We start from the raw sequence: 25971 nt of genomic DNA on the forward strand, positions 1-25971 counted from the left end.
TTTGAGCATGATCTTTTCGGAAAACCGCTTCACACTTTTCCGGATCATGCTCTAGGGCGGATTACCTGTCCGCCCGCTGCTGCTTCTTCGCCAGCAGCTGCCTCAGCGCTGCGACCTTGGCCGCTGCCTGGTCCGGCGGCAAATCTGCCTTCACGAGGATTTCGGCCTCGGCCTCGCGGCCCTGCAATCCGAGCACGAGCGCCAGATTGGCGCGGACCCGCGCATCGTTCTGATTGCGCTGATAAGCGCGGCCGAGCACCTGTTCGGCCTTCGACAGATTGTTTTGCAGCATATAGGACAGTCCGAGATTGGACAGCACGGTCGGCTCGTTCGGGACGATCTTCAACGCCGCGGCGTAATATTGCTGCGCTTCCTCGTTGCGGCCGAGCTGATCGAGCGCCGCGCCCTGCGCCGACAGGATGCGCCAATCGGGATCCTCGGGCGAATGCGCGCGGCCGAGGACGTCGAAGGCCTGCTGGAAATTGCCGTTGTCGGCGAGCGCGCGGCCATAGCCGGCGAGCAGCGCCTTGTTGCTGGGATGGGCGAGCACGGCCTGCTCCAGCACCGCGACCGCCTGCGCACGCTGGCCGCCGTCGCGCAGCGCCTTGCCATATTCGATAGCAATTGCGGGATCGCTGGGCTTGGCGCGGTAACGCTCGCGAAGTGCGTCCATCTCCGGCCTGGCGTCGGCCTTGCTGTCGGCCTTGGCGACGGAGTCCTGCTTGCCGCCGAGCGCACCGGTGACGTCCTCAATGCCGGTGGTCTGACAGCCGCCGAGCGCGAGGATCAGAACGGCGGAACACAGATATCTCGCCGGGGGAAAAGCGAGGAACGAACGCGTGGACATACTCTGATCACTCGGCAACTGATCAGAGATGCTTACCGATTAACGCTAAAGTCCCGTTAAGGACGCGCCGCGCAGCAGCTTAATCGACGAACTCGGCACCGAACTCGCAGCCGATGCGCCAGCGCAGGCGGCATTGGCGGGAATAATCAGGCGCGAAGATGATGGTGAATTGCGGCGGCACTTCCAAAAATTCCGCCACCACTTTCACGCCGCCGTCCGAAATATCCGTGATCGTGCAATCCCGCGGCAGCGAGCCCGCGCCAAAATGGATCTTGGCGAGCCGGCTGCACACCCGACGTTCGCTTCTCCGGCGATTTGCAAGCATTGAACTGTTCACCCGTTAGACCACGGCCCATCCCGCAGGCCTAGGAGTAGCGGACATTCGTTGGAATGTGCTGAGGACAGAAGCTCGCATTCGAAGCGCAGTGTCGAGATCGCGTTTACGCCTGGTTAGGATTTGACCGGGCGCCAGGGGATTGTTCCCGTATTGTTCTTGCGAAAACCGCCGCGCTCTGCTACCCCTAATTGCAGGAGAGGGCAGGCTGGTTCGAGCATGGTTCAGCGGGTTTCTACCGTCGCCTTTGAGGGGATCGAGGCCCGCGCGGTCGACGTGCAGGTGCAGGTCGCGCCCGGCCTGCCGGCCTTCGCCATCGTCGGCCTTCCGGACAAGGCGGTGTCGGAGGCGCGCGAGCGGGTGCGCTCGGCGCTGATCGCCTCGGGGCTGGCGCTGCCGGCGCGGCGGATCATCGTCAATCTGGCGCCGGCCGACCTGCCCAAGGAGGGCAGCCATTACGACCTGCCGATCGCGCTCGGGCTGATGGCGGCGATCGGCGCGATCCCGCCGGATGCGCTGACCGGCTTCACCGTGCTCGGCGAGCTCGGCCTCGATGGCTCGATCGCGCCGGTGGCCGGCGTCCTTCCCGCCGCGATCGGCGCCAATATGCGCGAGGAAGGGCTGATCTGCCCGGCCTCATGCGGCTCCGAAGCGGCGTGGGCGAGCCCGGACATCCAGATCATCGCAGCAAGCTCGCTGATCCAGATCGCCAACCATTTCAAGGGCACGCAGGTGCTGTCGCGGCCCACGCCCAGGGTGCATGAGGCCGCCGCCTCCACGCTCGACCTGCGCGACATCAAGGGCCAGGAGAGTGCCAAGCGCGCGCTGGAGATCGCGGCCGCTGGCGGGCATCATTTGCTGAGGATGGGATACAAAGCTCAAGTAAATTGATGTCGTCGTATGTGAACCTGTGCGATTGAATACTTTCTGTGCGCATCGACACGACTCGGTGCCATCCGATTGAATTCACAGAAAATAATGCAGTTCGATCGATCACATCCGCGAGAGGTGCGCCAAAATTAGCCTCGTCCGCGGGAGAAGAATATTCTCAGATGCCCGTCGGCTGGTTGGCTTCCGAATATCGCCAGAGGGCGCGGTCGAGCGTTCGCAGGTCTACGCCGGCGCCGGCGGCGATGGCGCGGCAGGCGGCGAGATACCCGAGATAGAGAGTCACCGAATAGTAACCACGCCGTTCGATGCCGAGGCTCCATAGGGCGCGGAAGTCGATCACGGTGTACCGCTGCGGCGCCACGGCCGTCATCACCGCGGAGGCCACCGCGACGTCGACGCCCGATAGCCCGGTCAGGACCGCGATGGCGGCCCGCTCGGTGCGGGCGGCCAATGCCAGGTCCAGTGCATCGGCGATCTCGCCGTCGTTGTTCAGGGCAGGCCGAGACCGGCCGCGGCCCCTAGTCTTCCATTCGAAGATGGTCAGGAAATCCTGAGCGGTGCGTCCGCCGGCAGCGATCCGGTGGCCAGCGGCGAACGCCGCCGCCTCGCGCGCGTCGACGTGGCTGGCGGCCAGCTCCGGGATCATGCGGATTGAAAAGCGCGGCACGAAGTGGAGCGCCTCCAGGGGCCGCCGGCGCCGACCGGAAGGCCGGTCAGCGGCCCCACCGTCCTCGATCATCATCTGCTCCGTATATCCAGTACCGCGGCGGTGCATGCCGCAACGGCGGTTCTAAACCGGATCATGCCCCCCGATTGCGACCGTGCGGAAATCGTGCCGCACAGCCTGATTTGAGCTCCTTGGGTTCGATTTTGGTGGCCTGAGCCGGCACGGGTTGCTTGAAAATCCGCGGTTTTTAAGAAAGTGGACAAAGAAGTTAACCTCCGTCGTCTCGCGTTCCGGAAGGAGGAGGCACCCGGCGGCGAGGCCCGTCGCATATGGCTCGGCGGCGTGGTCGGTGGCGGGCCGCCGCGGGGGGTGCCGTGCGGAAATCGTGCGGACCGGCCCCGCCGGCCCGCGAAAAAGGGCGCCGGCGCGTGCCGACCACCCTCGTTTTTGCCGCGGCTTCTCGCCTTCAGGCGGCCAGCCTGGACGCCCTGAGGACGTACATTGCCCCCGAGGAGAAGAACCACCTCCTGGGATCGAGCCGGCGTTTCCCGCTCGGGACCCAGCCGCGCGGGGCCAGCATGTCGGCGACCCAGGCCCCGATGTTCTGCTTGGCGGTGTCGTCGATTTCCCGCTTGAGCTCGTCGGTCAGCCGCTTGGCGACGGCGCAGACCGGCGGAAGGCGGTAGCCGTTGATGACGATCATCTCGTCGATGACCGCTTCGTCCTCGATGAGCGGACGAAGCTTTCCGCCGAGGGGGCTGTTCTTGAAGTTCTCGAGGGCGGTCGGATGCGGCATGGGCGGCTCCCTTAACATGCGAAAATCGATTGTGATGACCCTACATAATTGCACCTAATTGGAAGTGCAAGCTTCTTCCTCGAAATTCGACCCGCCGTCGCCGGCGGCGCCGAACCCGCTGAATGGTAGAATTCGACCGTGGCGAGGAGCAAAAAAAAGCGCCGCCGGCGCGATGCCGGCGGCGCTAGGCGGTCGAAGGGCGAGGGCGATCAGTCCGTCATCATGGACGCCATGGCACCGTGCGCCAGATGCTGCACCGCGCGGCGGATGACGTGGGCGTAGCGGCGGAGCATGGTCTCGAGCGAGATGCTGGCGACCGCCGCGACCGCCACGGGCTCGGTGCCCTTCGTCAGCGCCCAGGTGATGAAGGAATGGCGGAGCACGTGGCCCGTGACGCGCTCGATCCCGAGCGCCTTCATCTGGGCCTTGAAGACCTTCTGCTGCTCGCGCTGCGACAGCGGGTCGCCCGTCAGGGTGCGGAAGACCCAGGGATTTCCGCGGGCCTCCGCCTTCCAGCGGCGCAGTTCGGGGAGGACCTCGGGCGGGATGTCGACCGGGTCGGCCAACTTGTTGCCCGGCGTCTCGGTGCCCGGCGGCACGCGGTGGAAGACGGCGCCGTCGAGGTCGAGCCAGCCCCCCTCGTCGTGCTGCTCATAGGACAGCTTCGCATAGGCGCCCGGGCGCGAACCGAAGGTCATGCCGAGGAAGAACTCCATGTAGGCGACCTCGGCGTCGCGGCGCTGCTTGGCGGTCATGCCGCTGTTCGGGTCGTGGGCCGCGGCGTAGCGGGCCTTGACGCGTTCGCGCTCCGACTTGGTGACGACGGTGGTCCGGCCCTTGGGCCGGCGGGGCGGGTCGTACGGCAGCCAGGTGGCCCCGTGCTCCTTCCGCGTGTACTTGCGGATGGCGGTCGCCAGATACCGCGCGGCGTTGACGTAGTATTCGTGGACGTAGCCCTCCGCGACCATCGCCTCGCCGATCTCCTCCATCTTCTCGTCGGTCAGATGGCGGAGCTGCAGGTCCTTCACGTGCGGCTCGATCGCCTTCAGCGTCGAGGCGATCACCTTGCGCCCCTTCAGCTTGTGCTTCTCGACCGCCTTCTTGCGCTGGGCAATCACCACCTGGACGGAGGTGCGGCGGACATCGAGGATGCCGTCCAGCTTGGCCTCCTGCTGCCACTTCATGTCCTCGAGCCAGTTTTCGGCCAGCGGGAGGGTCGGGCAGCCGGTAGTGCCCCAGTAGGCGCCGTTCAGGTACGCCCTGACGTTGCCGTCCTTGCGCTCCTGCAGCTTCCAGACGTCGGTTCCGATCATCTTCTCGCCTTCGGCGAGCTGAGGCTGATGGGCCGCCACCTCCATCCGGAGGCGGCGCATTTCCCTGTCGACGTAGTTCATGCTAGGATGTCTCCTCGGAGTGACGGAACGGCTTGCTTCTCAGGGCTAGGACCGAACCGCCGCTCTCCTCTGAGGCCCCGTCGAGAGATCGGCGGGGCCTTGGCCTTTTCCGAACGTCGTCCCCGACGGCGTATCCGCTGGGGTCGTCCGGATCGTCTCGCGCCTCCCGCCCGCGGACCGGGCGGAGGCGCGGCTCAACCGATTCATCATTTCCGCCCGCGAGTCGAGACACCCGCAGTTGCCCCGACGGGGTCCGAAAAAAGGGTCCGACCCGTCACGCGGGCGCTTCCAATACTTGCGCATGCTTGGCCGATACTTGGCCGTCCGGCTCAGGTGCGCGCCTTGTGGCGGGCGGCTTCCAGCATGGCGTCGATGGCGGCAAGGGTGGTCAGCCGTTTCCGAGCGATCATCACCGTCTCCAACAGTCCCGCCGCCTGCGCCGTCCTGAGCGAGGAGGCAGTCAACGGCGAGCCCGAAGGCCAGAGGAGAGCCGCAGCCTCCGCATATGAAAGCACTTCGGTGCGACTCCAGTCCTTCAAATTCGGGCGTTCGACGACGCGTCTCGGGATCGGTGGTGCCATGGGCAAACTCCTGTCGGTTTCGCAAGGATTCGAATTGCAGGCATGGTGGACGTCGGCGTCAGGCGTCGAGCCAGACCGCCTTGGCGGGTTCGAGCGGCAGCCAGCGGCCCGCGGTGTGGGCGCCGCAGACCGTTTTGGCCGCGATCGACTGGGTCGGGAATGCCACGGCCACGACAAGCCGCAGGCGGTCGCTGACGCCGGGGATCGGGGTGAGGACGCCGGCGCCGAGCAGCTGGTCATGGCGCCGCTTCGTCAGCCTGTCGACGCTGTCGTTCGGCGTGCTCCTCACCTCGGAGCCGGCGGCCACGACGAAGCGGTCGCCGAGCGCATAGCCGCGCGCCCAGAGCCCGAGGTAGCGCAGCCCGAACTCCGCAGCGCCGAGCGGCACGGTCGACACGTCGATGGTCAGCGGACCGCCGTCGCGGTCGTCGCCGGCCGCCTCGGGCGGCGGGCGGTCCGGCGGGGACGCGGGCTCGCCCTCCCCGACGGCCGCGGGCGACGGCGCCCGGAAAACGGGGCAGCCGGAATCGTGTAGGAGGCGCAGCGCGTCGTCGAAGATGCGGTCGTGGGTCGAGCGGTCCGCCGGGGACAGGGCCGGCTCGACCGGATTGACCCCCTTCGCCAACGTGACCGCGCCCGTCGCCAGCGCCAACGCGGTCAGGCGGTACTGGAAGTCGACGGCGACGCTCTTGTCGAACGCGCCGGCCTCGCCGCTCACGACGAACGCCTCGCGCGCGAATCCTTTGGCCGGATCGGCGGCGTGGTCGGCCAGACGTCGGGACGGGCGGCTGGATTCGCCGATGTAGGCCGTCGCGCCGTCGGTCAGCACGTACGCGCCGGCGCCTGCGAGCAGACCGGTCCCCGCGACGGCAGCCAGGTCGGAGAGCGGGAAGGCATGGACCACCGCGCGGCAGGCGCGGTCGTAGACCACGCGGTAGCCGGTCAGGCCGCCGAGCGGGCGGTGGATGATCGAGGACGTCGGCGTCGAAGGATTCGTCATGATGTCTCCGTGAGGTTCGCGATGGGATCGTCCTGCCGCAAGAGGACGTGGGCGGCGGGCGGCGTCAGGCGCCTACGCGGCCTTGAGCCGGGCGGTTGGCGTCGAAGATCTCCCGGACCTCCTGGCCCGAGAGGTGGCGCCGCGCGATCAGCGCCTCCGCGATGGCGTCGAGCGCGGCGCGGTGATGGGCGACGATGTCGACGGCGCCGGCGTGCAGCCGGGTCAGGTCCGCCTCGACCGCCGCGCGCAGGACCGGGTCCATGCGCAGCAGCGCCGTCGCGTTCGCGGGATCGGCCAGGTAGGCGAGGCCGTCGCCCAGGCCCATGCTGGCCCGGAGCCCGCAGACGGCCCTCGTCGCGATGGCCAGATCGCTTTTGACGTCTCCGCCGGAGTTTGCCGAACAGTCTCCGCCGTAAACGACGACCTCCGCCGCGCGGCCACCGAGGTTGACGGTGGCGCGTCCCTCGATGACGGCGCGGGTCTCGATGCCTTCCCGGCGGCGCATCAGCGTACGGCCCCATGCGCCGGCGCTGCCGATCGCCTCGACGACGACGAGTTCGTCGATACCGAGCGCCAGACAGACGACGGCGTGCCCGGCTTCGTGGACAGAGATGCGCCGCAGCGTCGGCGCGTCGACGTCGGCCTTCGGCGCGAGCGCCTCGACCAGGTCTTCGCGGGCCAGTGCGCGGCGCTCCGCCCGCGCGGCGCGCCGGGCGGCCTTCACGACCGCCGCGAGTTCCGCCGGCGTGCGGCCGAGGCCGAGCGTGCCGAGGACTGCGAGGTCGGTGCCGGCGAGGTCGCCTTCGAGGTGGTGCCGCAGGATCGACGCGATGCCCTCGGGCCCGGGCGGCCTGAAATGGATGACCCTGTCCAGCCTGCCGGGCCGGATCAATGCCGGATCGAGCCGGTCAACGTGGTTGGTCGCGGCCCAGACGAAGCGCATTTCGCGGTTGCCGTTCGTCGCCGAATCCAACAATAGAAGGAACTCCGCGATCACGGGCGTCCACCACGATAGATGGCGCGCTTCGAGATTTATGCGCGAAGGTAGCGCGTCCAGCTCGTCCAGGAAGAGCGCGGCCTTTGCCGCTTCGGCCCGCTGGAACAGGTCGCGGACACCCTTGACTACGGAATCCAAGTATCCCGCTGTAGTTGCGAAAATTTCCGACAGTGACCCCACGACGAGTGGGACGCCGAGGTGCTCGGCAAGGATCCGCGCGTAAAAAGTCTTGCCGAGGCCCGGGTCGCCCGCGAACACGCAGTTCGCGTGGCCAGCGATATCGCTCCACTTTAGATTGTGGTCCCTGTATGCGCGCACGTCCTCGCCTAAGGATAATCCGAAATCGCGAGCCTCGCCGAATTCCACGGCGTCGACGAGCTTCGGCAATCTGTCCTGCCGCGGGGCGTTCCGGCGGTTCGCCGCGCGCTTCAACCTGTCGACAATGTCGGCCGCGCTCGACTCTGCGCGGAAGTTCACGACGATGTCGCCGAAGTCGAGCGCACCGAGTCCGTCGACCGCCGACGGCCGCGCCGGCGCGCCGACGAAACGCGCGATCGCATCGTTCACGACGCTCCCGGTCACCGCGATGTCGACCGAGACGTCGGAGCCGGCGACGAGCGAACCTGGGAGCAGCGCCGAGGAAGTCGCGATGCCGATGACGGGCCTACCTTCCGCGAGAGCATCGGCGACGCCCTCGTTGCCGAAGTCCGCCTTGTGTCGCGTCCGGTCGCTGCCGTCGCGCCCGATGACGAGCGCACGGCCGGCGAGACGCTTGAAGCATCCCTCGATTTGTTTCACCCAGGCGGCCGTCGGGACCTGGACAGCGACGACGAGCGTCTCCCCGCCGTTCAGCCGGGCCATCAGGTCGTCGTCGACGGCCGCGCGCACCGCCGCTTCGGCGAGGCATCGGCCGGGAGCCGGGCGCTCGACGCGCGATTGGATTTCCTCCTCCACCTCCTCTTCCTCCTCCGGAGCCGACTGATCGAAGTCGAGGTCGGGTTCGGCGACGAAGCCCTTGCGGCCGGTCCCCTTCGCTGTCTTCGATTTTGTTGTCTTGCTCATGGGCCCTCCTGAAGTCGGCCGGCGGCCGCAGCCGCGGGGGTGACGGGCGCGCGATCGGCGCGCCGGCGGTTGTCGGATCGTTCCGGGCGTAGGGGGCACGCGCACCGGCGGCGGACGCCGAGGAGCGCGGCCGCTGGGCGGCGCAAAGCGATCGGTGCGTGCCGGCCGGCGCGGTCCAGGCGGCCCCGCACGCGCTGGCGCGCAGGCCGCGCCGGCTCTCGCCCCGAGGCGAAATTCGGGAAATCAAAAATCCAAGGATTCAATTTCAAGGATTCAAAATTCCAAGGATTCGATTTCCAAGGATTCGTTTTTCAAGGATTCCTTTTTCTAGGATTCGTTTTCCGGCAGTTTTTCAAGGATTCGATTTTTCAAGGATTCGTTCGCCGGCACCCGCCGCTGGTGGCCGGAGGCTCGGCCCGGCGCCGTCGGCGGCGGCGACCGCGGCGCGCACCGGCGCCGCGCGCGAGCGCCGCCAGCCGCGAGCACAAGGACTCGACCAGTTCCTGCCAGCCGACCGGCAGAGTGCCGATGCCCGTGGCGAACGGCGAGCTGCCTTCGAAGAGAGAGGCATGCGTGGCCCAGAGCGCATCGCGCCAGTCCGTCGCGTCGTGGTTCGTCACGTGAATTCCTCGGAATGCGAACATGGGTCACCGATCGGCGACCGGACCGGTCGCCGCTATGTGGTCAGGGGATTTCCAGGTCTCGACGGAGCTAAGTTCCGTAGCGGAGGCCGCCCAGGCGGAGGCTGCCGCCGCGAACGATGGCGCGACCGTCGAGACCCGCGCGCAGGTCGATGGAGACGCTGCCCTCGCAGGCCAGCGCGTAGACCACCTGGGCCGGATCGCGCCGGGTAGCGGCGAGCGCCTGCAGCGAACGCAGCGGAACGGGGCCTTCACGGTCGAGGGCGTCGAGGACCTGGGACCGGTCGTCCGCTGTCACGGTCATGCCCGCGTGGAACCATACCTTACGCGCCGCCGACAGACGCGGCTCGAGGCCGACATCGGCAGCGGTGACGGCGATGATGCCGGAGCAGCACTGCTCGAAGCCGATCTGGATCAGGCCTTCCGCGTGCGGATCCTCGAGCGGGCGCGCCTCGACGAAGTCGATCGCGAAGCGGCCGTCATCCCTGTCGAGGACGATGGTGTCGGTCCTGATCACGTGGTCGTCGAGCACCACCATGGGATGGTATTCGATCGCCCTGACGCCGGCGTCGAGGGTCGACTGGATCATGAGGTCCCGCCGAAGCGGCCGGCTGCAGGGGATTGCCCGCGACGTCTTGAAGCTGGTGAAGAGTGCGGCGGCGGTTTTCGTCTTCATGAGTCCTCGTTCGGAAATGGAACGCGCGCGCACTCCCCGGCACGCGACGCGCGAGGGGAGGCCGCGCGGTTCGCGCGGGGTGAAGGTGGCCTGGCCGATTGGTAGTGGGTGGGATAACGCAGCTTAGATCATAAGAACGGCGGAAAGTCAAGAAAAATCGATATCTGACCGATATCCATCAGATATTTGATAGATATCGCTCGGGGGTTACGACTCTCGGAAGCCCTGGGCTAAAAGTTTAGGAAAACGTTCGCGCCCGGTCGGCGGCATGATAGGTTTGAACCGAATCGGATGGACGGGCAGGCGACCGGAGATGGCGAAGGCGACGAAGAAGGCAAAGAAGTCACAGCCTCCAAGAAAGGACGGCCGTTCGGGCGCGCTGTACTACATGAAGCCCGAATTCATCGCCGCAGTGAGGGACGCCTCGGCCGCGAACGACCAAAAAGCCTGGCAATTCGTCGAACAAGCGGTGATCAAGGCGCTGAAGGACCAGGACGCCTGGCATTTCGTGGAACGGGCGATTAAGGCGCAGAAGTCGAAGAAGGCCTGATCGCCTCGCTTCCGACGGGGTTGGACGGTCGTCCCCCTCGGTGAGGAATGGCTTCCGGAACGCCATCAGGCGGAGATCAGGAAGAACGTCGCGGTCAAGGTCTTCACGGAATGCACCAGGACGAACACCTGGTGTCCTTGCGTAAAGGACTCCGCAATGCATTCGTGGCTGATGCCGTTTCGGTCCACCAAGACCATGTTGCGCTTGCCCGAGGACTTGCGCTTGCCGAGCGGAACCAGCCGTCCGATCTCGTCGGCCGGCGTGTAGTACGGCGCGGTCCACATGGCGTCGCCGAACGTCTCCGTGAAGGTCGGCGACTGCACGACCCTGCGGAGGTTGGCTCGGAACCCGTCGCCCTCGATCAGCCCCGGCATGTCAAGCACCACGACGGCGCACGCGCGGTGGTTCTTAGAGACGTACTGCCGGATGGAGGAATAGATCGAGGCGTTGAACTGCTTCGCCAATCGCACCGGCGTCCATACCTCGAACGTACGGCTTTCGGCCACGTCTCGAAACGCATCCAGTTGAAACAGGACTTCGGAGGCGAAGACGTTCGCTTCGCGGTCGAACAAGTCGGCCGCTTCGGGGTCCAGCGACTTGTCGCAGTCTTCCACGACGGCGTACAGCGGACGCTGCCACGGCAGGAAACCATGGGCGGATTCGTGGAGGCGAACGAATCGCTTCTTCACCTCGATCAGGCTCTGGTCGAGGTAGACCAGGCCGGCGCTCGCATGGAAGAGACCCATGATCTTCGATACGGCGCGCTTGAGCAGGCCGCCCGCCATCTCGGCACCCGCGCGAATTTTCGCCAGCAGCCCGGGCGATAGCAGGTCCTCCTTGACCTCTTCGACGTTGGCCACCGACATGATCCGTTCGACGGGCGTCGGAAATACGCCGAGCGCGCCTGCTTCCCGCAGCGCGCGCTCGGCTTCCCTTCTGATGATGGCCAATTGGCCGGGCGTGAGAGTGCAGTCGTCCGGCCGTCGCATGGTCACTTCCTCTTCGATCGGATGAAATTGAGATAGTTCAACAATTCCTTTTCCTCGTCCGAGGACAGATTATCGATCGAGTAGGTCGCGGCCTTTCCGTGCTTCTGACCTTCCGTCTTCTGACCGGAAGGGACGATGTACCCCGCGCGCTCCATGAGCGTTTCGTAGGGGACGCCGAGCGACGTCGAAAGGGCGTACAGCACGTGGACGGACGGCTTCTTGATGGTCCCCGACTCCAGCTGCGAGAGGTAGGCGTTCGACACCTCCTTGCCGGTGGCGTTTTCCACGTCCCGCAGCGTCATCTTGTGACCGAGCCGGACGCTCTTCAGGTAGCGACCAAGGCTCTCCGCCGTGTTTGTGTCATCGAGTTCTTCATCTGCCATCGTTCCTCCGTTCCCGAGAGGCGGGGCCGATCCCCGCCTAACAGGATCATACGCTACTTGCTAAGTATTTCAAGCACGCTTACCGTTTGCTTGACAAATTTAGCACGCTCGTTCATATTAGCGACACCATCAACGCCGGCCGGGTCCGGAGAAAGGTACGCTAATGAGCATCCAAGAAGCTGCTCCGGATCACCGCGCAGCGGGGCAGACGATCGAAGTCGCGGGAGAAAATCTTGAGTTCCGTCAGGTCGTTATCCATGACTCCACTCCGACGGGAGCCCAGATCAGCCGCGCCGCGGGCTTCACGCCGGCGCAGCAGGCGGTGGTGTTGCAGTTCCTGCCGGAAGGCGGTCTCGAAGACATCGCCCCGAGCCAGATCATCGACCTGAGCGCCGGCAATCAGTTCATCGTCGTCGAGACCGACCGGCTCTTCTTCCTGACGATCAACGGCGAGCGCTTCGAATGGCCGAGCCGGATGATCTCCGGGGCCGTCATCCGCAAGCTCGGCAAGGTGCCGCCGGAGGACGAATTGCTGCTGGCCCGCGTCGACGAGCCCGACCGCGTGATCGCGCCCCGCGATCTCGTGGACCTCGGCAAGGGCGGCATCGAGGCCTTCGTCAGCCGCAAGCCGAGCTGGAAGCTGAACGTCCAGGGCGTCGTCCTCACGCTTCACCAGCCGACCATCGTCGTGAAGCAGGCGCTGCTCGACGCCGGCTTCGACCCGACGAAGGGCTGGCAGATCTTCCTGATCGTGAAGGGCGAGCCGAAGCGCGCCGTCGGTCTCGACTACACGGTCGATCTGCGCACTCCGGGAATCGAGAAGCTCCGCCTCACGCCGACCGGAGTCCACAACGGGGAGGCCGCGGCAAAGCCGCGGCGCCACTTCGACCTGCTCGAGGTCGACGAGAAGCACCTCGATGCGCTCGGGGTCTTCTGGGAGACCGTCATCGACGGCACCAGCCGCTGGCTCTTGATCCACAACTACCAGGTCCCGCCCGGCTACACGCCGCGGATGGTGATGCTGGCGCTCTTGATCCCGCCGACCTATCCGACGGCGCAGATCGACATGTTCTACACCAGCCCGAAGCTGAACCTGACCTCGGGCCGACCGATCGACCGCACCCAGGTCGCCGCGACGATCTTCGGAACGCCCTTCAACGGCTGGTCGCGCCATCGCGGTCCCCCGGCCCCCTGGAATCCAGCGACCGACAACGTCATCACGCATCTGGCGCTGGTGGAGTCGGCGATCGCCAAGGAGGTCGGCCAATGATCTCGCCAGCGCTGACGCTCTCAGGAGTCCACTACGACCGCCTCGGCAAGCATCTGTTTCCGGGAGACGGCAGGGAGGCGGCCGCGATCCTGGTCTGCACCCGCACGCCGGGCCCGCGACTCCGGCTGCTGGTCAAGGACCTGATCCTGGTCCCGCACGGCGAATGCCGGACGCGGCGACCCGACGAGATCGATTGGCCCGGCGTGTATCTCGAGAAGGCCATCGACGTCGCCGAGCCGTTCGGATCGGCGATCGTGCTGATCCATTCACACCCCGGCGGCCTGTTCGCCTTCTCGGCGGCCGACGACGCAAGCGACGCCGTCGTCATGCCTTGTCTCTTCGAGGCATGCGGGGACATCCACGGCAGCGCCGTGATGACCCCTGACGGCGCCATTCGCGCGAGGCTGTACGACCGCTCTCCTGCGGTCACGCCGGTGCAGCTCGTCAACGTCGTTGGACATGATCTTCTGTATTTCTGGGAGGATCAGGCCGGCGATCCGCGGCGCGCCAGGCGGCCAATGGCCTTCACCTCCGGTATGACCGCCGAGCTGGCAAGGCTCTGCGCCACCTTCATCGGCGTGTCGGGAACGGGTTCGATCACCGCCGAGCAGGGGGCGAGACTGGGGTTCGGCCGCAATCAGTACATCGAGTTCGACAAGGTCGAGGCCAAGAACCTGAACAGGATCCTCAGCGCCACGCTCGACGACGCGAGGACCGGGCGCCTGAAGGCGGAGATGTTCGCGGCCGCCGTCGCCACCTATCGCGGCCCCGGCGTGGCGTTTCCGATTCCGCGCGAGATCGGCACGCGCGATGCCGTCATCGCCGCCAGCCAGGGCGATGTGCTGTATTGCTGCGTTGACACGCTCGAGGCGCGCCAGTTCGCCGACCTCATCAGCAGCGCCTTCCTGATCCCGCTGTTCGACGTCGGCGTCACGATCCCGACGAGAAGGACGCGCGATGGCGGCGTCGCGATCGCGGACGTCTGCGGGCGCATCGACTACGTGCAGCCCGGGCGCTCGACGCTGCAGGATCGCGGCGTCTATTCGCCCGAGACGCTGCGCGCCGAATATCTCGCCAAGGCGGATCCGGACGCGCACCGCGCGGAGGTCGAGGCCGGCTACATCAAGGGGCTCGCGGAGGAGGCGCCGTCGGTGATCACCTTGAACATGCGGGCTTCGGCCGCCTGCATGAACGAGTTCGTGGCGCGGGCCTACCCCTTCCGTCTAGATCCGAACGAGAACTACGCCCGCACCATGTTCAGCCTGGCGGCGTGCGACGAGGACTTCTTCGCGGAATCGACGTTTGCGGTCGCACCGAATCCGGCATTGGCACGCGGCGATCAGGAGCCGCTCCTCGGGCTGCCGCTCCTGGGGCGGCGTCGGAAGGAGGCCGCGTGATGATACCGAGGTGGCTCAGACGTGCCTTCGATCGGTACGGGCCGAGGCGCGGTCTGCGGATCGTCGAAGGCGACAGTCTGCCGGCGCGCCTGCCTCGGCGCGATCTCGTCCTCGCGCGCGAAGGCGACGAGGACTGGTGCGTCGGAATGCGATGCCCCTGCGGCTGCGGCCAGGGCATCGAGCTTCTCCTCGTCAAGGAGGCGAAACCTCGATGGGATCTTTCGGTCGACCCGTCGGAGCGTCCGAGCTTGAAGCCGTCCGTCTGGCTTCAGACCGGCTGCAAGTCTCACTTCTGGCTGCGGCGCGGCCGCGTCGAGTGGTGCGACTAAGCGTGCACTTCAGTCGGCATCGGGCTCGATGCCGACGAGCGTGTATCTCTCGCGCACGACCGCTTGGTTCCGTAACACGCGTTTGACCTTGAGCCTCGCGCGCGAATTCGCGTTCACGTATTCCTTGTTGAAGAGACCCAATTGATGCGGAGTGAGGGCACGATCCACATTGCCGCGGATCGTGCCCCGCTCGTCGGCGGTCCTGAATTCGAACTGGTGCGACTCCGGCAGCACGCCCGCCAGTTGCCCGCGAACGACGTCGTCGCCGTCGACGACCGTCGTCGTTCTGGCGCGCTCTACCGCTCTCGCGACCACATCCGAGCCGAAGCTGCGGTCGGTTTCGCCGGACACCAAACGCACCGTCGCCCCGCTCTTTCGCACGAGATCGAAGAATTCGCCCGAAGCGGCAAGCACGCGCTGGTCAATCTCCTCGACCGCGCTCCTGAAGTCCTCCTCGTCGTCCTCTCCGAACGCCATCAGGAGCCGGGTCGCTTCGTCGACGGCCGTCTTCAGCGAGGAATCCACCATCTGAAGCTGCGGCTGCACCTCCTCGAGGAGAAAGCCGAACGAACCTCTGACGATGTTCGTGATGTGGAGCGTCGAGGAAGACCGCCGCGGCACCGTCCCGCGCTCGGCAAGCCCGACCGTATCGTGGGCGTGCACCATGGACACCAGGTCCTGGAACTGACCGACGGCCGAGCCGGCGAAGCCGCTTTCGATTCCTTGGGATCCGAGCACCGGTTTGCCGCCGAAGAAGAGCGCCGCGGACGCGAGCGTCTCCGGCGGCATCGCCTGCAATCTCGCCAAGGCTTCCTTCAATTCGTTCAGCTGGTCTTCCAGCCCGAAGCGGGACATGACGTCCCGATCGCCGACCCGGTCGAGCAGCGCGGTGACCTCGGAAATGTTCGCCTCGATGTAGTCGCGTTCCAACTTCCGCAGGCTGGTCATGTGCCGTCTCCCGCGTCGGGATCGGACGAGGTTGGCTCGGGCCCCAGCAAGTTCAAAGCCTGATAGTCTTCGGCGACGGTGTCCAGCGGCACCTGCACCATCCCCTTCCAGACGAGATCTTCGCGTCGGTGCGAGAACAGGCTGAGGTAGTAGCGCGTGAGATCCACCAGAATCTCGTCGTCGCCGTCGAGATCGAGCGGAAGGAAGTCGACATGGAAGGAGGCCTTGACCTGGGCCCTGCCCAGCACCGGCCTGTTGGCCTGCCAGAAGAGACCGAGATCGTGCAACGTCTTCGCATGCGGCGGCCGGCGGAGGAACGTCATCGTGTCGATGTCCTTCGGCTCCTTGGCCTTCTCCACGAAGCTTCCGTCGATCCACTGAAAACCCGTGCCGAAACCGATGGCCCTGAGCGCCTTCCTGTGCAGCAGCCATCCGCGAAGGATCGACTTCCGGCCCTCGCTGAAGGCGAAAAACTGAACCACATCGAGCGCCGACCCTCTGTATGGCGACATGTCGCTCGAAGAACCTGCAGGCGTATCGCCTACGAAGGGGGGCAATAAACCGTCGATGTTAAAATCAGGTATTGGCATAAATGATCCAATAGACCGGCACTCACGGGCAGCAGCCGCTTCGGTCATCGAGGACCGCGGTGGAAGAGCCTGGAAGACGATCTCGACGCAACTCTTTGAATGGACCGATTGTGTTGTAGGAGATTCCCTTCGGTCAACTTCGACCAAAGGTTTATCCATGGACATCGTGAACGGCAAAGGTGTGAGCCAATGGCCTGTTTGCAGGCGTGGAGCTAGAACTCGCCGCAAGGCTTAGCCGGCACGGGAGCACGGGCGTGATCCCTCCGGCGCGCCGCACTTCGCCGGCATAGGCCTTTATCCTTTTAGACTCGACATATGTTCTTGTTATGTTCTAATTGGGCATGACCGACCACCCCGCCAGTTGGCGCATGCCGAGCCGGACCCAGATGGACCAGATGGCTGCTGCCGTCGGCAGAAACGTGCCTGCGAAGCCCGGATTGGCTCCTGAAGCCGATTTGCCGCTGGAATACTGGCAGGCGCTCCTGGACGACCCTCGCGCGGAGGCGCGATCAGCCTCCTCCGAAGCAACGCTGCGGCTGGACCAAATTCCTAAGCACCTGCTCAGAGTAGGCTGCCGGCGCTGCGCGAGGATAGTCGAGATCCAGAAAGTCGACGCCGTGCGCCTCTACGGCCGGCAGGCGCTCTGGAAAGATGTCGGGCGGCGGCTGCTGGACAACACCTGCACCCACCGGACCGGGCGTCTTGAGGAAGACGGTTGCTGGCCCGCGTTCGAGTAGTCGCCGGCGCGGCCGGAGTTGGATGCTGCAATGGCACCGAAGCATCACCCGACGCCCATGAGCGGCGGCGACCGCAAGGCGCTCGCTAAGGAGCTCGGTCGCTCGCGCGCGATGACGACTATTCTCGCGGGGCAGGCCGCCGAAGCCCGTGCCAAAGGTGAGGCTCTTATCCGCCAGGCTGACAAGCTGCTCTGCGAAGCGTTCAACGAACGCCTTTGGTCGGACGGGGGCCCGATCGACCCATCGCCGGCAATCGACCAAGCCCTGAACGGTGGCTACCCGTGGCTCGAAATCGAGTGCTCGCGCTGCAAGACCAAGCGGGACGTCGACCTGGCCGCGCTTCGCCACCCGCCGACGACGGCGATCCACGACCTGGCGAGCCGGCTCCGTTGCAGCAAGTGCGCCAAGGCCGGTCGCCGCCCGGCGGCCACGCTGCTACAATTGGCGCAGCGCCCTCGCCAGGCCGCTCTGGAGACCTGACGATGTGCAACCTGTATTCGATCACCACCAACCAGGCCGCCATCAGCGCGCTGTTCCGCGTCGTCAACCGATTCGTCGGCAATCTCGCGCCGTTGCCCGGCGTCTTTCCGGACTACAGGGCGCCGATCGTGCGCAATGGCGCGGACGGCCGCGAGCTCGCGACCGCCCGATGGGGCATGCCGTCGTCGTCGAAAGCCCTGATGGACGCGACGAAGAAGCGGGCCGAGAAGCTGCAGGCGAAGGGCAAGACCGTCGATTTCAAGGAATTGCTCCGGATGGAGCCGGACGGCGGCACGACGAACATCCGCAACGTGAAGAGCAAACACTGGACGCGCTGGCTGGGACCGGAGAACCGCTGCGTGGTGCCGTTCAACTCGTTCAGCGAGTTCAACAAGGCCGAGGGCGGCGACATCTGGTTCGCGCTCGACGAGACCCGCCCGCTCGCCTGCTTCGCCGGCATCTGGACCAATTGGACGTCCGTCCGGAAGGTCAAGGAAGGCGAGACCATCAACGACCTCTACGCCTTCCTGACGACGGAGGCCAACGCCGAGGTCTTCGCCATCCATCCGAAGGCGATGCCGGTGATCCTGACGACACCGGAAGAGGTCGAGACCTGGATGATCGCGCCAGTAGAGGAAGCCCTGAAGCTGCAGCGGCCGCTTCCGGACGGGGCCCTCCGGATCGTGGCACGGGGCGTCAAGGAAGATGCGCCTCAACTGACGTGATCAAATGATCAGCATCTCGAAAGCAGGCAGCATGCGATCACCGGTCATCGTCGTCGGCCGGTTTGCTTTCAAGTTCGCGCGAAACGCACGCGGACGCGCCAGCAATTTGTACGAGGCCAAGCTCTATCGAAGCGTGAACGCCACGAGGCTGGCCTTGCTGTGCCCTGTTCTCTGGGTCTCTGGAAGAGGGTTCGTGCTGATCATGAGGGCAGCGAAGCCGCTGACAGAAATGATGAGCATGGAGCAGTATTTGGCTGTCGACGAGGCTTGGGATTACGTGCCGGGAGAGGACAGTAGTCCCTTCGAGCCGAAGGCGTGCGACTGGGGATGGTTCGAAGGCCGGGTGGTCGCGCTCGATTACTCGACGCCTGCGTGGAAGTCCGATTAACCTGCTGCCCCGTGAAACGCTTCGGGCATCCGGATCTAGTTCTGATAAAGCGAAATATCGCTTGCTCCGTCGGGCAAAACAGTGGTTCATAAGGCGCTGGTCCTCGCAGATACCGGAGCCAGCCCGATGGCAAATGACGTCGACACCTCCTCGGAACTGTCCAAGATTGCGAAACTTAACGGTGACTTCCGAAGGAACTACGGCACTCTCATCGGAGCGATTTTGTATCTCCGCACCGCAAGCGCCGCCCGCCGAAGCCCCTGGCTTTGGGCTGGCCTGATTTCGATCGTTTTTTCGACGGTGCTGAGCTGGTTGGGGCGGCACGGCTGGTTCTTGCCAGCGTTGCTGTGATGGCCGCGAACAGTGCCCCCCTTTCCCGGTAAAGCACGCCGCGATGGCGACGAAGGGAGCCTGACGAGAGCCAGACGTAGCGTCCCGACCTCAACGAGGCAGGCAGCAGAACGTAGTCCTCGATCTCGCGATTTGCCGCGTCCAGCCGCATCACGGCAAGGAGGCCCGATGAGATTTGCCTTCGATACGCTTTCCATTGCGCGGCGTGGTCCTCTCCCCGACGCCCCAGTCGTCGCGCCACAAGAAACGAGACCAAGCGCTCGCCTCCGACATGAAGAGCTATGCCGTCAGGAACAAGGTCAACCTGCAAGCCAAGGTCGGTTCGCAGGACCTCCGCGAGCTCGGCGGCATGCTTGGCCTGTTCGGACGCCCACAAATCCTTGGTGTCGATCCAGTCGCAGTCGCGCGGCGACACGTAGCCGATCAGCGCGTAGGCTTTCCGCAGCGAGCCGAAATGCTTCACGTACGACGAGACGTGATTGAGACCGAGCGTCGTGTTGATGATGTGCGAATTCAACTTTCCACGGCGGCGCAGCGTGAGACGAAGGCGCAGCAGCATCTCATCTTCGGGAATCTCCACACGCCGTTCGGCCAGCAGTTTTTGGGCTCGAGCGAAGATGCTGGGGTCCACGATAGGCTCGATCGCCGCTGCGCCCCGGACCCAGGCGTGATCCGGATTCTTGACCAACTTCTGCCCCAAGCGTCGCGAGGTGCGATTGTAGATGGTCTTGCCGATGTAGTTCTCGTTCGCGAGGATGGTCGGGATCATGCCGTCGGTCCACGGCCGACCGTTGTGATTGGCGATGCCGGCGTCGTTCAGCTGGCGCCTGATGTCGCTGTAAGACTTTCGGCCGTTGACGAACTGATCGAAAATGATCCGGATCACTGCTGTCTCCTCGGCAGAGCCGGGCTGCAGTCGAACGCGATCCGATTGCAGAGCCTTGAACTGGCCCTTTTCGAGGAAGCCTTTGGGATGCTCGCTCTCGTCTACCATCAGGCGCCGGAGGCCGTAACCAACGGGGGCACCGACGCGGTACCCCAGGCTCGCAACTCGGCAGTGTCCAGCGTGCACCTTGACCGAGAGCTCTCGGCTCCACTCTGCGGCCATGCCGCGCTTCAGACTTTTCGCGATCCCGGAGACGAATGTGCCGTCGTTCTTGAAGAGCTCCGCGCAGTATTCGACTTGGACACCGCTCCGCTTGCACAGGAATTCGTAGTACGCGCTCTCGTCGACGTCCTGGAAGCGGCCCCATCGACTGACGTCGTAGACGAGGATGTGATCGAAGTCGGCCTGTCCCGACTGTACGTCCTCGATGAGTTCGATTAGACCGGGCCGCCCCTTGATCCGGAGGCCGCTGCGGCCCTCGTCGGCATAGGTGCGAACGATCGTGAGAGCGTTCGCCTCGGCATAGGCGGCGATGGCGGCCATCTGGTTCTTGATCGAGTAGCGCTGGAGCTCCCTCGACATTCGAACGTATTGCGCCGCCCGCCGCGCTCGGGTCCGCCTCGCCAGGCCTGTTCCTTGGGGAACGACGAGCCAGTTACCCATGCACCCCTCCTGCTACTTCAGAGGTACCGAGCCTCGCAAATACACCTCACGCGTTCGAAATGGCAACGACGATCAAACTTGAGGGCGCCAAGGTCCGCCCCGGCCGACGCTTTTGCTTTGTGCACAGCGCCGCGGAACTCGGGGACAAGCTCCAGTCCTGCCGATTGCGAATCCCTGCTGCGTGCTAACCGCCCGGAACGCGCCGGCGGGCGGAAGGATTCGTCCAGGCAGGAGTGGTTTCGATGCTGATGACAAAAGAACGACGGCCGGCGATCCGGACGCTGCGCGGGTGGGCGATCAACGTGCTGCAGGAGGCCGGCGCCATCCACGAGTGCGAGGCGCACGGCTGGGCGAAGGACTTGGCGGACCCCCACGCGCGTCAGCGCGCCATCGAGATCGCACGGCAGGACCAGCCGCTTGGCGTCTCTCCGGAGGAAGCCGTGGCCGAGGTGCGCGATGTCCTGGATTCGATCGGGGACACCTGTCCTGAGTGCCCGTCCCCTCTGGCTTAATGGCTGCTACGTCGTTTCCGGAGCTGTTGCGGGCCCCTTGCACGACTCGGACATCCTCCGGTAGCAACGGAAAACAATGGTAATTTGTGCGAACTACCGGGTCGGCCCGCCGCTTCTCAAGTCGCGGCTAGTGCGGCCCGGTGGCCCAGGGGCGGAGGGGAGCGTGGTCAAAAAGCGGAATCTTTCCGATGCCGAGATCGGCATTGTGAAGGCGATGCTCCGCAAGGGATGGCGGAACGACGTCATCCACTTCCACTTCAACAAGCCGGACCGCTTGATCAGCTCCGGACGCATCACCCAGATCAAGAAGGGGGTGTACGGCGCATCCGCCGAGGAAGCCCAGCCCGAAGAGCTCGAGGCCTTCCTCGCCGCCCGGCAAGATCCGGACGTCAAGTCGCCTCCCGCCCCATCCCCCGTCGATGTCCGGATCCTTCGCTCGCTGTTCGTCCGCGAGACCGGCACATGGCGCCTGGCCGGCGGCGAGACGGACCGCACCGAATGCAAGGCGGGCTTCCGGCTTCAGCCGGAGGATCGGTTCTCGAAGGCACTGCGCGCGATCGCGGGCCTGGCCAACAACAAGGGCGGCTATCTCCTGTTTGGCGTCACCGACGCCACCTACCAGGCGGATGGACTTGCCGACGACGTCTTCACGAAGTCCGACATCTCGCTCGTCAACCGGATCCTGGCGGGCTCTCTCGATCCCGTTCCCCACGTCACGAAGGGCCTCATCGAGCTTGGGGGCAAGCAGGTCGGCGTGCTTTACGTGGAGAAGCACGACCATGGGCCGGTCATCGCCATCAAGAACGTCGGCCAAGACGTCAAGGAAGGAGGAATCTATTTCCGATACGTCGGTGAGACCCGCCTGATCAAGCCGGGAGAGCTCAGGCAGATCATCGCCGCGCGCGAACAGCGGGCCATCGCCGAATTCAGCGCGCGCATGAACCGCGTGGCGATCGGCAAGGAAGCCACGATCGATCTCGATACTGGAGAGGTGGCCGGCACCAGCGGCAAATTCCTGATCGACAAGTCCTTGCTCCCGAGCATCCAGTTCGTGCGCGAGGGCGAATTCGACGAGAAGAAGGGCGCGCCGGCGCTCAGACTCATCGGCGACGTCGAGCCTGTCTCGGAGGTGGAGAGGGAGCGGACGAGGATCATCCGCGAGAACGTGACGCCTGACGCCGTCGTCCGCAACTTCCTGCGCAACGAGAAGGTCGCAGAGCCTATGCAGTACATCCACTTCCAGGCTCACGCCCAGCGGAAATGGTTTCCCGTGTGGTTCTACATCGACCAGGCGCATTCGACCGCATCCGAGGTCGTCGAGGATCTGCGGAAACAGGTTGCCACCTATCCATCGTCTCGCGACGCGCTCGTCGATCGCCTCTCCGGGAAGGATGCTGCCTTCCGGCAATCCACCGGGAAGGCCGAAGCGCTGCGTGGGAAATTGGCGCGGGGCGACATCAAGGCTCCGACCGACGTTGATGAGGACATCGTTTTCGCCGGCGCGGTGCAAGCCTTGCCTACGGCGGTGAAGCCGAAGGATCTCGAAAGCATTCGAACGATCCTGCTACAATGCCTCGATCGTGCTCAAGGCGCCGACCCGCGCAGCAGCAATCGTCGTGGAGCGATCTATCGGGCCGCGTCCCGGCTCGACGAACTGCTCTACTCGAAGAAGTGACCTGAGCTACGCCGATTTCCGCCGGGCCCCCGCAGCGGGCTTCTTGGCAGCGGCCTCCCTCGCCGGCTTCTTCCCGGCGATCGGCATCAGCATCTCCTTCTGCCCGGCGGCCGCCTTGCGCGGCTTCTTGGTCGGCTTGCCCGCCTTGGCCGGCGCGGCCTCCTGACCGACGCTTCTCCGCAGCGCCTCCATCAAGTCGACCACGTTGCCCGCGGCCGGCTTCGACTTCGGCGTGATCGGCTTGCCGGCGCGCTTCTGGTTGATGAGGTCGATCAGCGCGGTCTCATAGTGGTCTTCGAACTTCTCGGGCTCGAACCGCCCCGCCTTCTGGTTGACGATGTGCTTCGCCAGATCGAGCATGTCCTTGGTGACCTTCACGTCCTGGATCTCGTCGAAGTATTCCTGCTCGCTGCGGACTTCGTAGGGGTAACGCAGCAGCGTGCCGACCAGACCCTTGTCCATCGGTTCCAGCGCGATGATGTGCTCGCGGTTGGTCAACACCACCCGCCCGATCGCGACCTTGTCCATCTCGCGGATGGTCTCGCGGATCACCGCGAAGGCGTCGTGGCCGACCTTGCCATCCGGACGCAGATAGTAGGGCCGGATCAGGTAGCGCGGATCGATGTCGGTTCTGTCCACGAACTCGTCGATCTCGATGGTGCGCGTCGATTCCAGCGCGATCTCCTCGAGCTCCTCCCTGGTGACCTCGATGAACTGATCCTTCTCGAGCTGGAAGCCCTTGACGATGTCCTCGTTCGGCACCTCGTCGCCGGTATCGGCGTCGACCTTCAGGTACTTGATGCGGTGGCCGGTCTGGCGGTTGAGCTGGTTGAACGAGATCTTCTCGCTCTCCGACGTCGCCGGGTAGAGCGCCACCGGGCAGGTGACCAGGGAGAGCCTCAAAAACCCTTTCCAATTGGCGCGGGGGGCCATGTACGCGGTACTCCGAAACGAGGACGGCTCGGATTCAAGACGACCGAGGGTCGCCGGTTCCGACAACCCCGACCGCTCCCCGAGATTCATCCGCCGGCAGCCGCGGCGCCATGGAAATTCGGGAGAGGGGCCACTTGACTCTCACGGAACGAAACGGGAACATAATCGGATGAAAGCCGCTGCCGACCAGTCCGAACCTGCCGCCCACGACCTCGATGCGGCCGCCGACCAGGCGATTGCGGCCTGCGGCGGCGACGCGCGGGAGGCCGTGAAGGCGCTCATCGTGGCCAACCACTTTCTCGAGGCCCAGCTCGAGGGGCTCCGGAGGAAGGTGTCGATGGGCTATGCCCGGGGACGGCTCCCGGAGGCCGGAGGACAGAGAGGTGAGCCAGATGACTGATGTGACCTATTACGTCGCTCTACCGTTCGTTTTCTCCGACGACGGCGTGGTCGCCGGCGAGGCGGCCGAGTGCCTGAGCGCCAACGCCGCCGTCATGCGGGCCGAGTCCCTGTCCCGGAAGCCCGGCAATGCCGGGGCCATCGCGTTCTCTCGGACGGGAGACCCGTCCAGCGGCGATTTCGGCGACGCCAAGCTGATCCGAAAGTTCGGCGACGTGCCGGACGACCTGAGCACGCTTTGAAGCTTCGGCCTACCAAGATTTAGCTTTTCAAGTCGAACTGGCCGCGCAGTCTCTCGGCAATTGTCTCGATCATGTCGCATCGATCCGCGTCTTGCGGACCGTCCGTCATGATCACGACTTTCCATGAGTCTTCGTGGGGCGCGACGGAGATGGCCAGACCCGTAGGCCATTCGCAGATGTCTTCCATCTCCAACCTGATCGCGGACTCAAGCTCTTCGCGCGTTTTTGCCGGCTTCTTCAAGCGTGTTCGGCTCTCTCTGAGCGCCCCATTCGATGAGGACCGAGCGCAGCCCCGCCTTGGGGGGCTTTTGGGGGCTTGGGGGGCGGAGCCACGCAGGCCGCGCAAGATCCGCGGCCTATGCAATCAACTCCTCCGCGTTGCGGCCGTTCCTATGCTCGAGCCGTCCCTTGAAAGTGGTCCTCGGTCGTCGCGGAGGCAGACGCCCGGGCTCGCGCAGCCGCCAGATCTTTCTGATATAGGCCTGGATCATCGCAACGACCATTTCACTTCAAACTCGAATGAGGAACAACGTGGCAAAGACCCAGCCCGAACCCGTCCGCGATCCGAAAGCCGATCACCTCCTGACCCCGCAAAACTGCGTTCTGGTCCTGATCGACTACCAGCCTGAGCAGTATTCCAGCGTGACTTCATCCTCCCGCGAGGAGATCACCCTCAATGCGGTCGCGCTGTGCAAACTCGCTCAGGCCTACAATATCCCCGTGGTGCTCTCGACCGTGGCGGTCGACATGGGCGTGAACGAGGGCACGATTCCCGCGATCCGCGAGGCTCTGCCGGGAGTACAAGAAATCGACCGGACCGGCGTCAACGCGTGGCAGGACGATGACTTCCGCAAGGCAGTCCAGGACACGGGCCGGCGCAAGGTGGTCATCGGCGCACTTTGGACCGAGGTCTGCCTGGCCTTTCCGACCCTCGACATGCTGGCGGAAGGCTACGAGGTCTATCCGGTGGCCGACGCCGTCGGCGGCATTTCGCCGACCGCGCACGAGCGCGCGTTCGACCGAATGATTCAGGCCGGGGCAAGACCCATTACGGCGATCTCCTTCGGCTGCGAGATCATGCGCAACTGGGCGCGCGGAGATTCCGACAACCTGCGAGAAGTCATGCGATGGTATTTCCCTCAGCATCGCCGTCTGCACAAGTCGACCTGAAGCGGGCGAAGGGCGACGACCTCTGCCGTGAGCGCGACGGCCTTCGGAATACCTCGGCGTCGCAGTCCGCGCGAGTTGACGTGGCTCAAAGCGAATGGCCGGCCCGGGCGTATGTTCGAATACGTACCGAGCGGCTTGAGCGCGCTCAGGTGCTGTTACGGTTGCGGAGCCCGGACTCCTAAAGCGTGATGGCATTAAGTTCGATAGCCTGAATTTTTGAGGTAGTTGGCGCACTCCTCGGCGGTGAAGGCATCGAGTGCGTGGCCGATTGCGGCGCAGACCGCGTCCACGGTTCGCGCGGCAGCTTTGCGAAGCAGGTGCTTGAGCTTGGCAAAGACCTGTTCGATCGGGTTCAGGTCGGGCGAGTATTTTGGCAGGAAGAAGAGTTTGGCGCCGACCGAACGGATCAGCTGGCGAACCGCTTTGCTCCTGTGGCTGCCGAGATTATCCAAGACGACGATGTCGCCG

General features: G+C 65.0%; 31 protein-coding genes and 1 pseudogene. 14 read left to right on the plus strand and 18 right to left on the minus strand.

All coding sequences use genetic code 11. The features are described 5' to 3' along the window. Window positions 1–61: 61 nt before the first annotated feature. Both YU9_RS0122440 and YU9_RS0122445 read right to left on the minus strand, forming a co-directional pair. A complete protein-coding gene (locus tag YU9_RS0122440; protein WP_027574809.1) occupies window positions 62–847 on the minus strand; it encodes a tetratricopeptide repeat protein in 786 nt (261 codons plus the stop codon). A gap of 79 nt (window positions 848–926) precedes the next feature. Continuing rightward, window positions 927–1172: a PilZ domain-containing protein gene (locus YU9_RS0122445; RefSeq protein ID WP_018644993.1), complete on the minus strand. Its 246-nt coding sequence runs from the start codon at window positions 1170–1172 to the stop codon at window positions 927–929. Between the two features lie 228 nt (window positions 1173–1400). Between YU9_RS0122445 and YU9_RS42255 the strand changes: the two are divergent. Further along, window positions 1401–2051 (plus strand): annotated as a pseudogene (locus YU9_RS42255) (magnesium chelatase domain-containing protein); the annotation flags it as partial. A 178-nt stretch (window positions 2052–2229) separates the two neighbouring features. Here the strand turns inward: YU9_RS42255 and YU9_RS44690 are convergent. From YU9_RS44690 to YU9_RS0122490, 8 genes are all read right to left on the minus strand, one after another. Continuing rightward, the gene (locus tag YU9_RS44690) at window positions 2230–2811 is read right to left on the minus strand and encodes a hypothetical protein (RefSeq protein ID WP_156952050.1); all 582 of its coding nucleotides are present in this window, start codon (window positions 2809–2811) and stop codon (window positions 2230–2232) included. Between the two features lie 394 nt (window positions 2812–3205). Further along, window positions 3206–3535 (minus strand): hypothetical protein, encoded by a 330-nt coding sequence (locus YU9_RS0122460; protein WP_027574810.1) that lies wholly within the window; start codon window positions 3533–3535, stop codon window positions 3206–3208. 209 nt (window positions 3536–3744) lie between these two features. Beyond that, a complete protein-coding gene (locus tag YU9_RS0122465) occupies window positions 3745–4929 on the minus strand; it encodes a tyrosine-type recombinase/integrase (protein WP_027574811.1) in 1185 nt (394 codons plus the stop codon). 329 nt (window positions 4930–5258) lie between these two features. Continuing rightward, window positions 5259–5510 carry a hypothetical protein gene (locus tag YU9_RS42265; RefSeq protein ID WP_051380479.1) on the minus strand — a complete coding sequence of 84 codons (252 nt, stop codon included), beginning with the start codon at window positions 5508–5510 and terminating at the stop codon, window positions 5259–5261. Window positions 5511–5568: 58 nt separating this feature from the next. Further along, complete coding sequence (locus YU9_RS0122475; protein WP_027574812.1) at window positions 5569–6510, minus strand: hypothetical protein; 942 nt, start codon at window positions 6508–6510, stop codon at window positions 5569–5571. Between the two features lie 64 nt (window positions 6511–6574). Further along, a complete protein-coding gene (locus tag YU9_RS42270) occupies window positions 6575–8569 on the minus strand; it encodes an AAA family ATPase (RefSeq protein ID WP_036017833.1) in 1995 nt (664 codons plus the stop codon). A 368-nt stretch (window positions 8570–8937) separates the two neighbouring features. Continuing rightward, window positions 8938–9189, minus strand: a complete 252-nt coding sequence (locus tag YU9_RS0122485; RefSeq protein WP_027574813.1) for a hypothetical protein — start codon at window positions 9187–9189, stop codon at window positions 8938–8940. Window positions 9190–9280: 91 nt separating this feature from the next. Further along, entirely contained in the window at window positions 9281–9886 is a 606-nt protein-coding gene (locus YU9_RS0122490) for a hypothetical protein (protein WP_027574814.1), read from the minus strand. 313 nt (window positions 9887–10199) lie between these two features. On the opposite strand from YU9_RS0122490, the gene YU9_RS0122495 reads away from it, so the two are divergent. Further along, window positions 10200–10436 (plus strand): hypothetical protein, encoded by a 237-nt coding sequence (locus YU9_RS0122495; RefSeq protein WP_027574815.1) that lies wholly within the window; start codon window positions 10200–10202, stop codon window positions 10434–10436. A 65-nt stretch (window positions 10437–10501) separates the two neighbouring features. On the opposite strand, the gene YU9_RS0122500 is transcribed toward YU9_RS0122495, so the two are convergent. Together YU9_RS0122500 and YU9_RS0122505 are read right to left on the minus strand one after the other, a co-directional pair. Next, window positions 10502–11302: an ImmA/IrrE family metallo-endopeptidase gene (locus YU9_RS0122500; protein WP_198028285.1), complete on the minus strand. Its 801-nt coding sequence runs from the start codon at window positions 11300–11302 to the stop codon at window positions 10502–10504. Window positions 11303–11427: 125 nt separating this feature from the next. After that, complete coding sequence (locus tag YU9_RS0122505; RefSeq protein WP_027574817.1) at window positions 11428–11808, minus strand: helix-turn-helix domain-containing protein; 381 nt, start codon at window positions 11806–11808, stop codon at window positions 11428–11430. A gap of 163 nt (window positions 11809–11971) precedes the next feature. On the opposite strand from YU9_RS0122505, the gene YU9_RS0122510 reads away from it, so the two are divergent. Genes YU9_RS0122510 through YU9_RS0122520 form a run of 3 tightly spaced genes read left to right on the plus strand, consistent with a single transcriptional unit; the run spans window position 11972 to window position 14804 of the window. Further along, window positions 11972–13078 carry a multiubiquitin domain-containing protein gene (locus YU9_RS0122510; RefSeq protein ID WP_051380480.1) on the plus strand — a complete coding sequence of 369 codons (1107 nt, stop codon included), beginning with the start codon at window positions 11972–11974 and terminating at the stop codon, window positions 13076–13078. After that, window positions 13075–14475 carry a ThiF family adenylyltransferase gene (locus tag YU9_RS0122515; RefSeq protein WP_027574819.1) on the plus strand — a complete coding sequence of 467 codons (1401 nt, stop codon included), beginning with the start codon at window positions 13075–13077 and terminating at the stop codon, window positions 14473–14475. The genes YU9_RS0122510 and YU9_RS0122515 overlap by 4 nt, the downstream gene beginning before the upstream one ends. Next, on the plus strand, window positions 14475–14804 hold the full coding sequence (locus YU9_RS0122520) for a DUF6527 family protein (protein WP_036017837.1): 330 nt from the start codon (window positions 14475–14477) through the stop codon (window positions 14802–14804). Before YU9_RS0122515 ends, YU9_RS0122520 begins: the two co-directional genes overlap by 1 nt. Window positions 14805–14813: 9 nt before the next feature. Here YU9_RS0122520 and YU9_RS0122525 read toward each other — a convergent pair whose 3' ends face one another. Together YU9_RS0122525 and YU9_RS42275 are read right to left on the minus strand one after the other, a co-directional pair. Further along, on the minus strand, window positions 14814–15752 hold the full coding sequence (locus tag YU9_RS0122525; protein WP_027574821.1) for a hypothetical protein: 939 nt from the start codon (window positions 15750–15752) through the stop codon (window positions 14814–14816). Further along, window positions 15749–16390 carry a hypothetical protein gene (locus YU9_RS42275; protein ID WP_156952051.1) on the minus strand — a complete coding sequence of 214 codons (642 nt, stop codon included), beginning with the start codon at window positions 16388–16390 and terminating at the stop codon, window positions 15749–15751. The genes YU9_RS0122525 and YU9_RS42275 overlap by 4 nt, the downstream gene beginning before the upstream one ends. A gap of 293 nt (window positions 16391–16683) precedes the next feature. On the opposite strand from YU9_RS42275, the gene YU9_RS0122535 reads away from it, so the two are divergent. The 4 genes from YU9_RS0122535 to YU9_RS42280 are packed head-to-tail and all read left to right on the plus strand — an operon-like array spanning window position 16684 to window position 18672. After that, on the plus strand, window positions 16684–17079 hold the full coding sequence (locus YU9_RS0122535) for a hypothetical protein (RefSeq protein ID WP_027574822.1): 396 nt from the start codon (window positions 16684–16686) through the stop codon (window positions 17077–17079). 30 nt (window positions 17080–17109) lie between these two features. Next, a complete protein-coding gene (locus YU9_RS0122540) occupies window positions 17110–17559 on the plus strand; it encodes a hypothetical protein (protein ID WP_027574823.1) in 450 nt (149 codons plus the stop codon). 2 nt (window positions 17560–17561) lie between these two features. Continuing rightward, complete coding sequence (locus tag YU9_RS0122545; protein ID WP_027574824.1) at window positions 17562–18284, plus strand: SOS response-associated peptidase; 723 nt, start codon at window positions 17562–17564, stop codon at window positions 18282–18284. A gap of 4 nt (window positions 18285–18288) precedes the next feature. Next, a complete protein-coding gene (locus YU9_RS42280) occupies window positions 18289–18672 on the plus strand; it encodes a hypothetical protein (protein WP_027574825.1) in 384 nt (127 codons plus the stop codon). 208 nt (window positions 18673–18880) lie between these two features. On the opposite strand, the gene YU9_RS42285 is transcribed toward YU9_RS42280, so the two are convergent. Next, window positions 18881–20572, minus strand: a complete 1692-nt coding sequence (locus tag YU9_RS42285; RefSeq protein WP_084299037.1) for a recombinase family protein — start codon at window positions 20570–20572, stop codon at window positions 18881–18883. 242 nt (window positions 20573–20814) lie between these two features. Here YU9_RS42285 and YU9_RS0122560 point away from each other — a divergent pair, with 242 nt between their 5' ends. Then, window positions 20815–21084 (plus strand): hypothetical protein, encoded by a 270-nt coding sequence (locus YU9_RS0122560; protein ID WP_027574826.1) that lies wholly within the window; start codon window positions 20815–20817, stop codon window positions 21082–21084. Window positions 21085–21247: 163 nt separating this feature from the next. Next, a complete protein-coding gene (locus YU9_RS0122565; RefSeq protein WP_027574827.1) occupies window positions 21248–22759 on the plus strand; it encodes a helix-turn-helix domain-containing protein in 1512 nt (503 codons plus the stop codon). A 6-nt stretch (window positions 22760–22765) separates the two neighbouring features. Here YU9_RS0122565 and YU9_RS0122570 read toward each other — a convergent pair whose 3' ends face one another. Beyond that, window positions 22766–23692 carry a Ku protein gene (locus YU9_RS0122570; RefSeq protein WP_027574828.1) on the minus strand — a complete coding sequence of 309 codons (927 nt, stop codon included), beginning with the start codon at window positions 23690–23692 and terminating at the stop codon, window positions 22766–22768. Window positions 23693–23861: 169 nt separating this feature from the next. On the opposite strand from YU9_RS0122570, the gene YU9_RS42290 reads away from it, so the two are divergent. After that, the gene (locus tag YU9_RS42290; protein ID WP_036017841.1) at window positions 23862–24092 is read left to right on the plus strand and encodes a hypothetical protein; all 231 of its coding nucleotides are present in this window, start codon (window positions 23862–23864) and stop codon (window positions 24090–24092) included. Next, a complete protein-coding gene (locus YU9_RS0122580; RefSeq protein WP_027574829.1) occupies window positions 24085–24333 on the plus strand; it encodes a hypothetical protein in 249 nt (82 codons plus the stop codon). The genes YU9_RS42290 and YU9_RS0122580 overlap by 8 nt, the downstream gene beginning before the upstream one ends. Window positions 24334–24352: 19 nt before the next feature. On the opposite strand, the gene YU9_RS42295 is transcribed toward YU9_RS0122580, so the two are convergent. Beyond that, on the minus strand, window positions 24353–24574 hold the full coding sequence (locus YU9_RS42295; RefSeq protein ID WP_036017844.1) for a hypothetical protein: 222 nt from the start codon (window positions 24572–24574) through the stop codon (window positions 24353–24355). Window positions 24575–24864: 290 nt separating this feature from the next. Here YU9_RS42295 and YU9_RS0122595 point away from each other — a divergent pair, with 290 nt between their 5' ends. Further along, window positions 24865–25503 (plus strand): hydrolase, encoded by a 639-nt coding sequence (locus YU9_RS0122595; RefSeq protein WP_027574830.1) that lies wholly within the window; start codon window positions 24865–24867, stop codon window positions 25501–25503. 194 nt (window positions 25504–25697) lie between these two features. Here YU9_RS0122595 and YU9_RS0122600 read toward each other — a convergent pair. Next, window positions 25698–25971 (minus strand): transposase (locus tag YU9_RS0122600; RefSeq protein ID WP_027574831.1); only part of this gene is annotated, 274 nt, incomplete at its 5' end.

The sequence above is a fragment of the Bradyrhizobium sp. WSM1743 genome (assembly GCF_000473065.1).
Lineage (GTDB): Bacteria > Pseudomonadota > Alphaproteobacteria > Rhizobiales > Xanthobacteraceae > Bradyrhizobium.

What these genes read in the sequence shown, in the direction of transcription:
- YU9_RS0122440 (WP_027574809.1), bottom strand. Translation starts at nt 847, where the DNA reads ATGTCCACGCGTTCGTTCCTCGCTTTTCCCCCGGCGAGATATCTGTGT.
- YU9_RS0122445 (WP_018644993.1), bottom strand. Translation starts at nt 1,172, where the DNA reads ATGCTTGCAAATCGCCGGAGAAGCGAACGTCGGGTGTGCAGCCGGCTC.
- YU9_RS44690 (WP_156952050.1), bottom strand. Translation starts at nt 2,811, where the DNA reads ATGATCGAGGACGGTGGGGCCGCTGACCGGCCTTCCGGTCGGCGCCGG.
- YU9_RS0122460 (WP_027574810.1), bottom strand. Translation starts at nt 3,535, where the DNA reads ATGCCGCATCCGACCGCCCTCGAGAACTTCAAGAACAGCCCCCTCGGC.
- YU9_RS0122465 (WP_027574811.1), bottom strand. Translation starts at nt 4,929, where the DNA reads ATGAACTACGTCGACAGGGAAATGCGCCGCCTCCGGATGGAGGTGGCG.
- YU9_RS42265 (WP_051380479.1), bottom strand. Translation starts at nt 5,510, where the DNA reads ATGGCACCACCGATCCCGAGACGCGTCGTCGAACGCCCGAATTTGAAG.
- YU9_RS0122475 (WP_027574812.1), bottom strand. Translation starts at nt 6,510, where the DNA reads ATGACGAATCCTTCGACGCCGACGTCCTCGATCATCCACCGCCCGCTC.
- YU9_RS42270 (WP_036017833.1), bottom strand. Translation starts at nt 8,569, where the DNA reads ATGAGCAAGACAACAAAATCGAAGACAGCGAAGGGGACCGGCCGCAAG.
- YU9_RS0122490 (WP_027574814.1), bottom strand. Translation starts at nt 9,886, where the DNA reads ATGAAGACGAAAACCGCCGCCGCACTCTTCACCAGCTTCAAGACGTCG.
- YU9_RS0122495 (WP_027574815.1), top strand. Translation starts at nt 10,200, where the DNA reads ATGGCGAAGGCGACGAAGAAGGCAAAGAAGTCACAGCCTCCAAGAAAG.
- YU9_RS0122500 (WP_198028285.1), bottom strand. Translation starts at nt 11,302, where the DNA reads ATGTCGGTGGCCAACGTCGAAGAGGTCAAGGAGGACCTGCTATCGCCC.
- YU9_RS0122505 (WP_027574817.1), bottom strand. Translation starts at nt 11,808, where the DNA reads ATGGCAGATGAAGAACTCGATGACACAAACACGGCGGAGAGCCTTGGT.
- YU9_RS0122510 (WP_051380480.1), top strand. Translation starts at nt 11,972, where the DNA reads ATGAGCATCCAAGAAGCTGCTCCGGATCACCGCGCAGCGGGGCAGACG.
- YU9_RS0122515 (WP_027574819.1), top strand. Translation starts at nt 13,075, where the DNA reads ATGATCTCGCCAGCGCTGACGCTCTCAGGAGTCCACTACGACCGCCTC.
- YU9_RS0122520 (WP_036017837.1), top strand. Translation starts at nt 14,475, where the DNA reads ATGATACCGAGGTGGCTCAGACGTGCCTTCGATCGGTACGGGCCGAGG.
- YU9_RS0122525 (WP_027574821.1), bottom strand. Translation starts at nt 15,752, where the DNA reads ATGACCAGCCTGCGGAAGTTGGAACGCGACTACATCGAGGCGAACATT.
- YU9_RS42275 (WP_156952051.1), bottom strand. Translation starts at nt 16,390, where the DNA reads ATGACCGAAGCGGCTGCTGCCCGTGAGTGCCGGTCTATTGGATCATTT.
- YU9_RS0122535 (WP_027574822.1), top strand. Translation starts at nt 16,684, where the DNA reads ATGACCGACCACCCCGCCAGTTGGCGCATGCCGAGCCGGACCCAGATG.
- YU9_RS0122540 (WP_027574823.1), top strand. Translation starts at nt 17,110, where the DNA reads ATGGCACCGAAGCATCACCCGACGCCCATGAGCGGCGGCGACCGCAAG.
- YU9_RS0122545 (WP_027574824.1), top strand. Translation starts at nt 17,562, where the DNA reads ATGTGCAACCTGTATTCGATCACCACCAACCAGGCCGCCATCAGCGCG.
- YU9_RS42280 (WP_027574825.1), top strand. Translation starts at nt 18,289, where the DNA reads ATGATCAGCATCTCGAAAGCAGGCAGCATGCGATCACCGGTCATCGTC.
- YU9_RS42285 (WP_084299037.1), bottom strand. Translation starts at nt 20,572, where the DNA reads ATGGGTAACTGGCTCGTCGTTCCCCAAGGAACAGGCCTGGCGAGGCGG.
- YU9_RS0122560 (WP_027574826.1), top strand. Translation starts at nt 20,815, where the DNA reads ATGCTGATGACAAAAGAACGACGGCCGGCGATCCGGACGCTGCGCGGG.
- YU9_RS0122570 (WP_027574828.1), bottom strand. Translation starts at nt 23,692, where the DNA reads ATGGCCCCCCGCGCCAATTGGAAAGGGTTTTTGAGGCTCTCCCTGGTC.
- YU9_RS42290 (WP_036017841.1), top strand. Translation starts at nt 23,862, where the DNA reads ATGAAAGCCGCTGCCGACCAGTCCGAACCTGCCGCCCACGACCTCGAT.
- YU9_RS0122580 (WP_027574829.1), top strand. Translation starts at nt 24,085, where the DNA reads ATGACTGATGTGACCTATTACGTCGCTCTACCGTTCGTTTTCTCCGAC.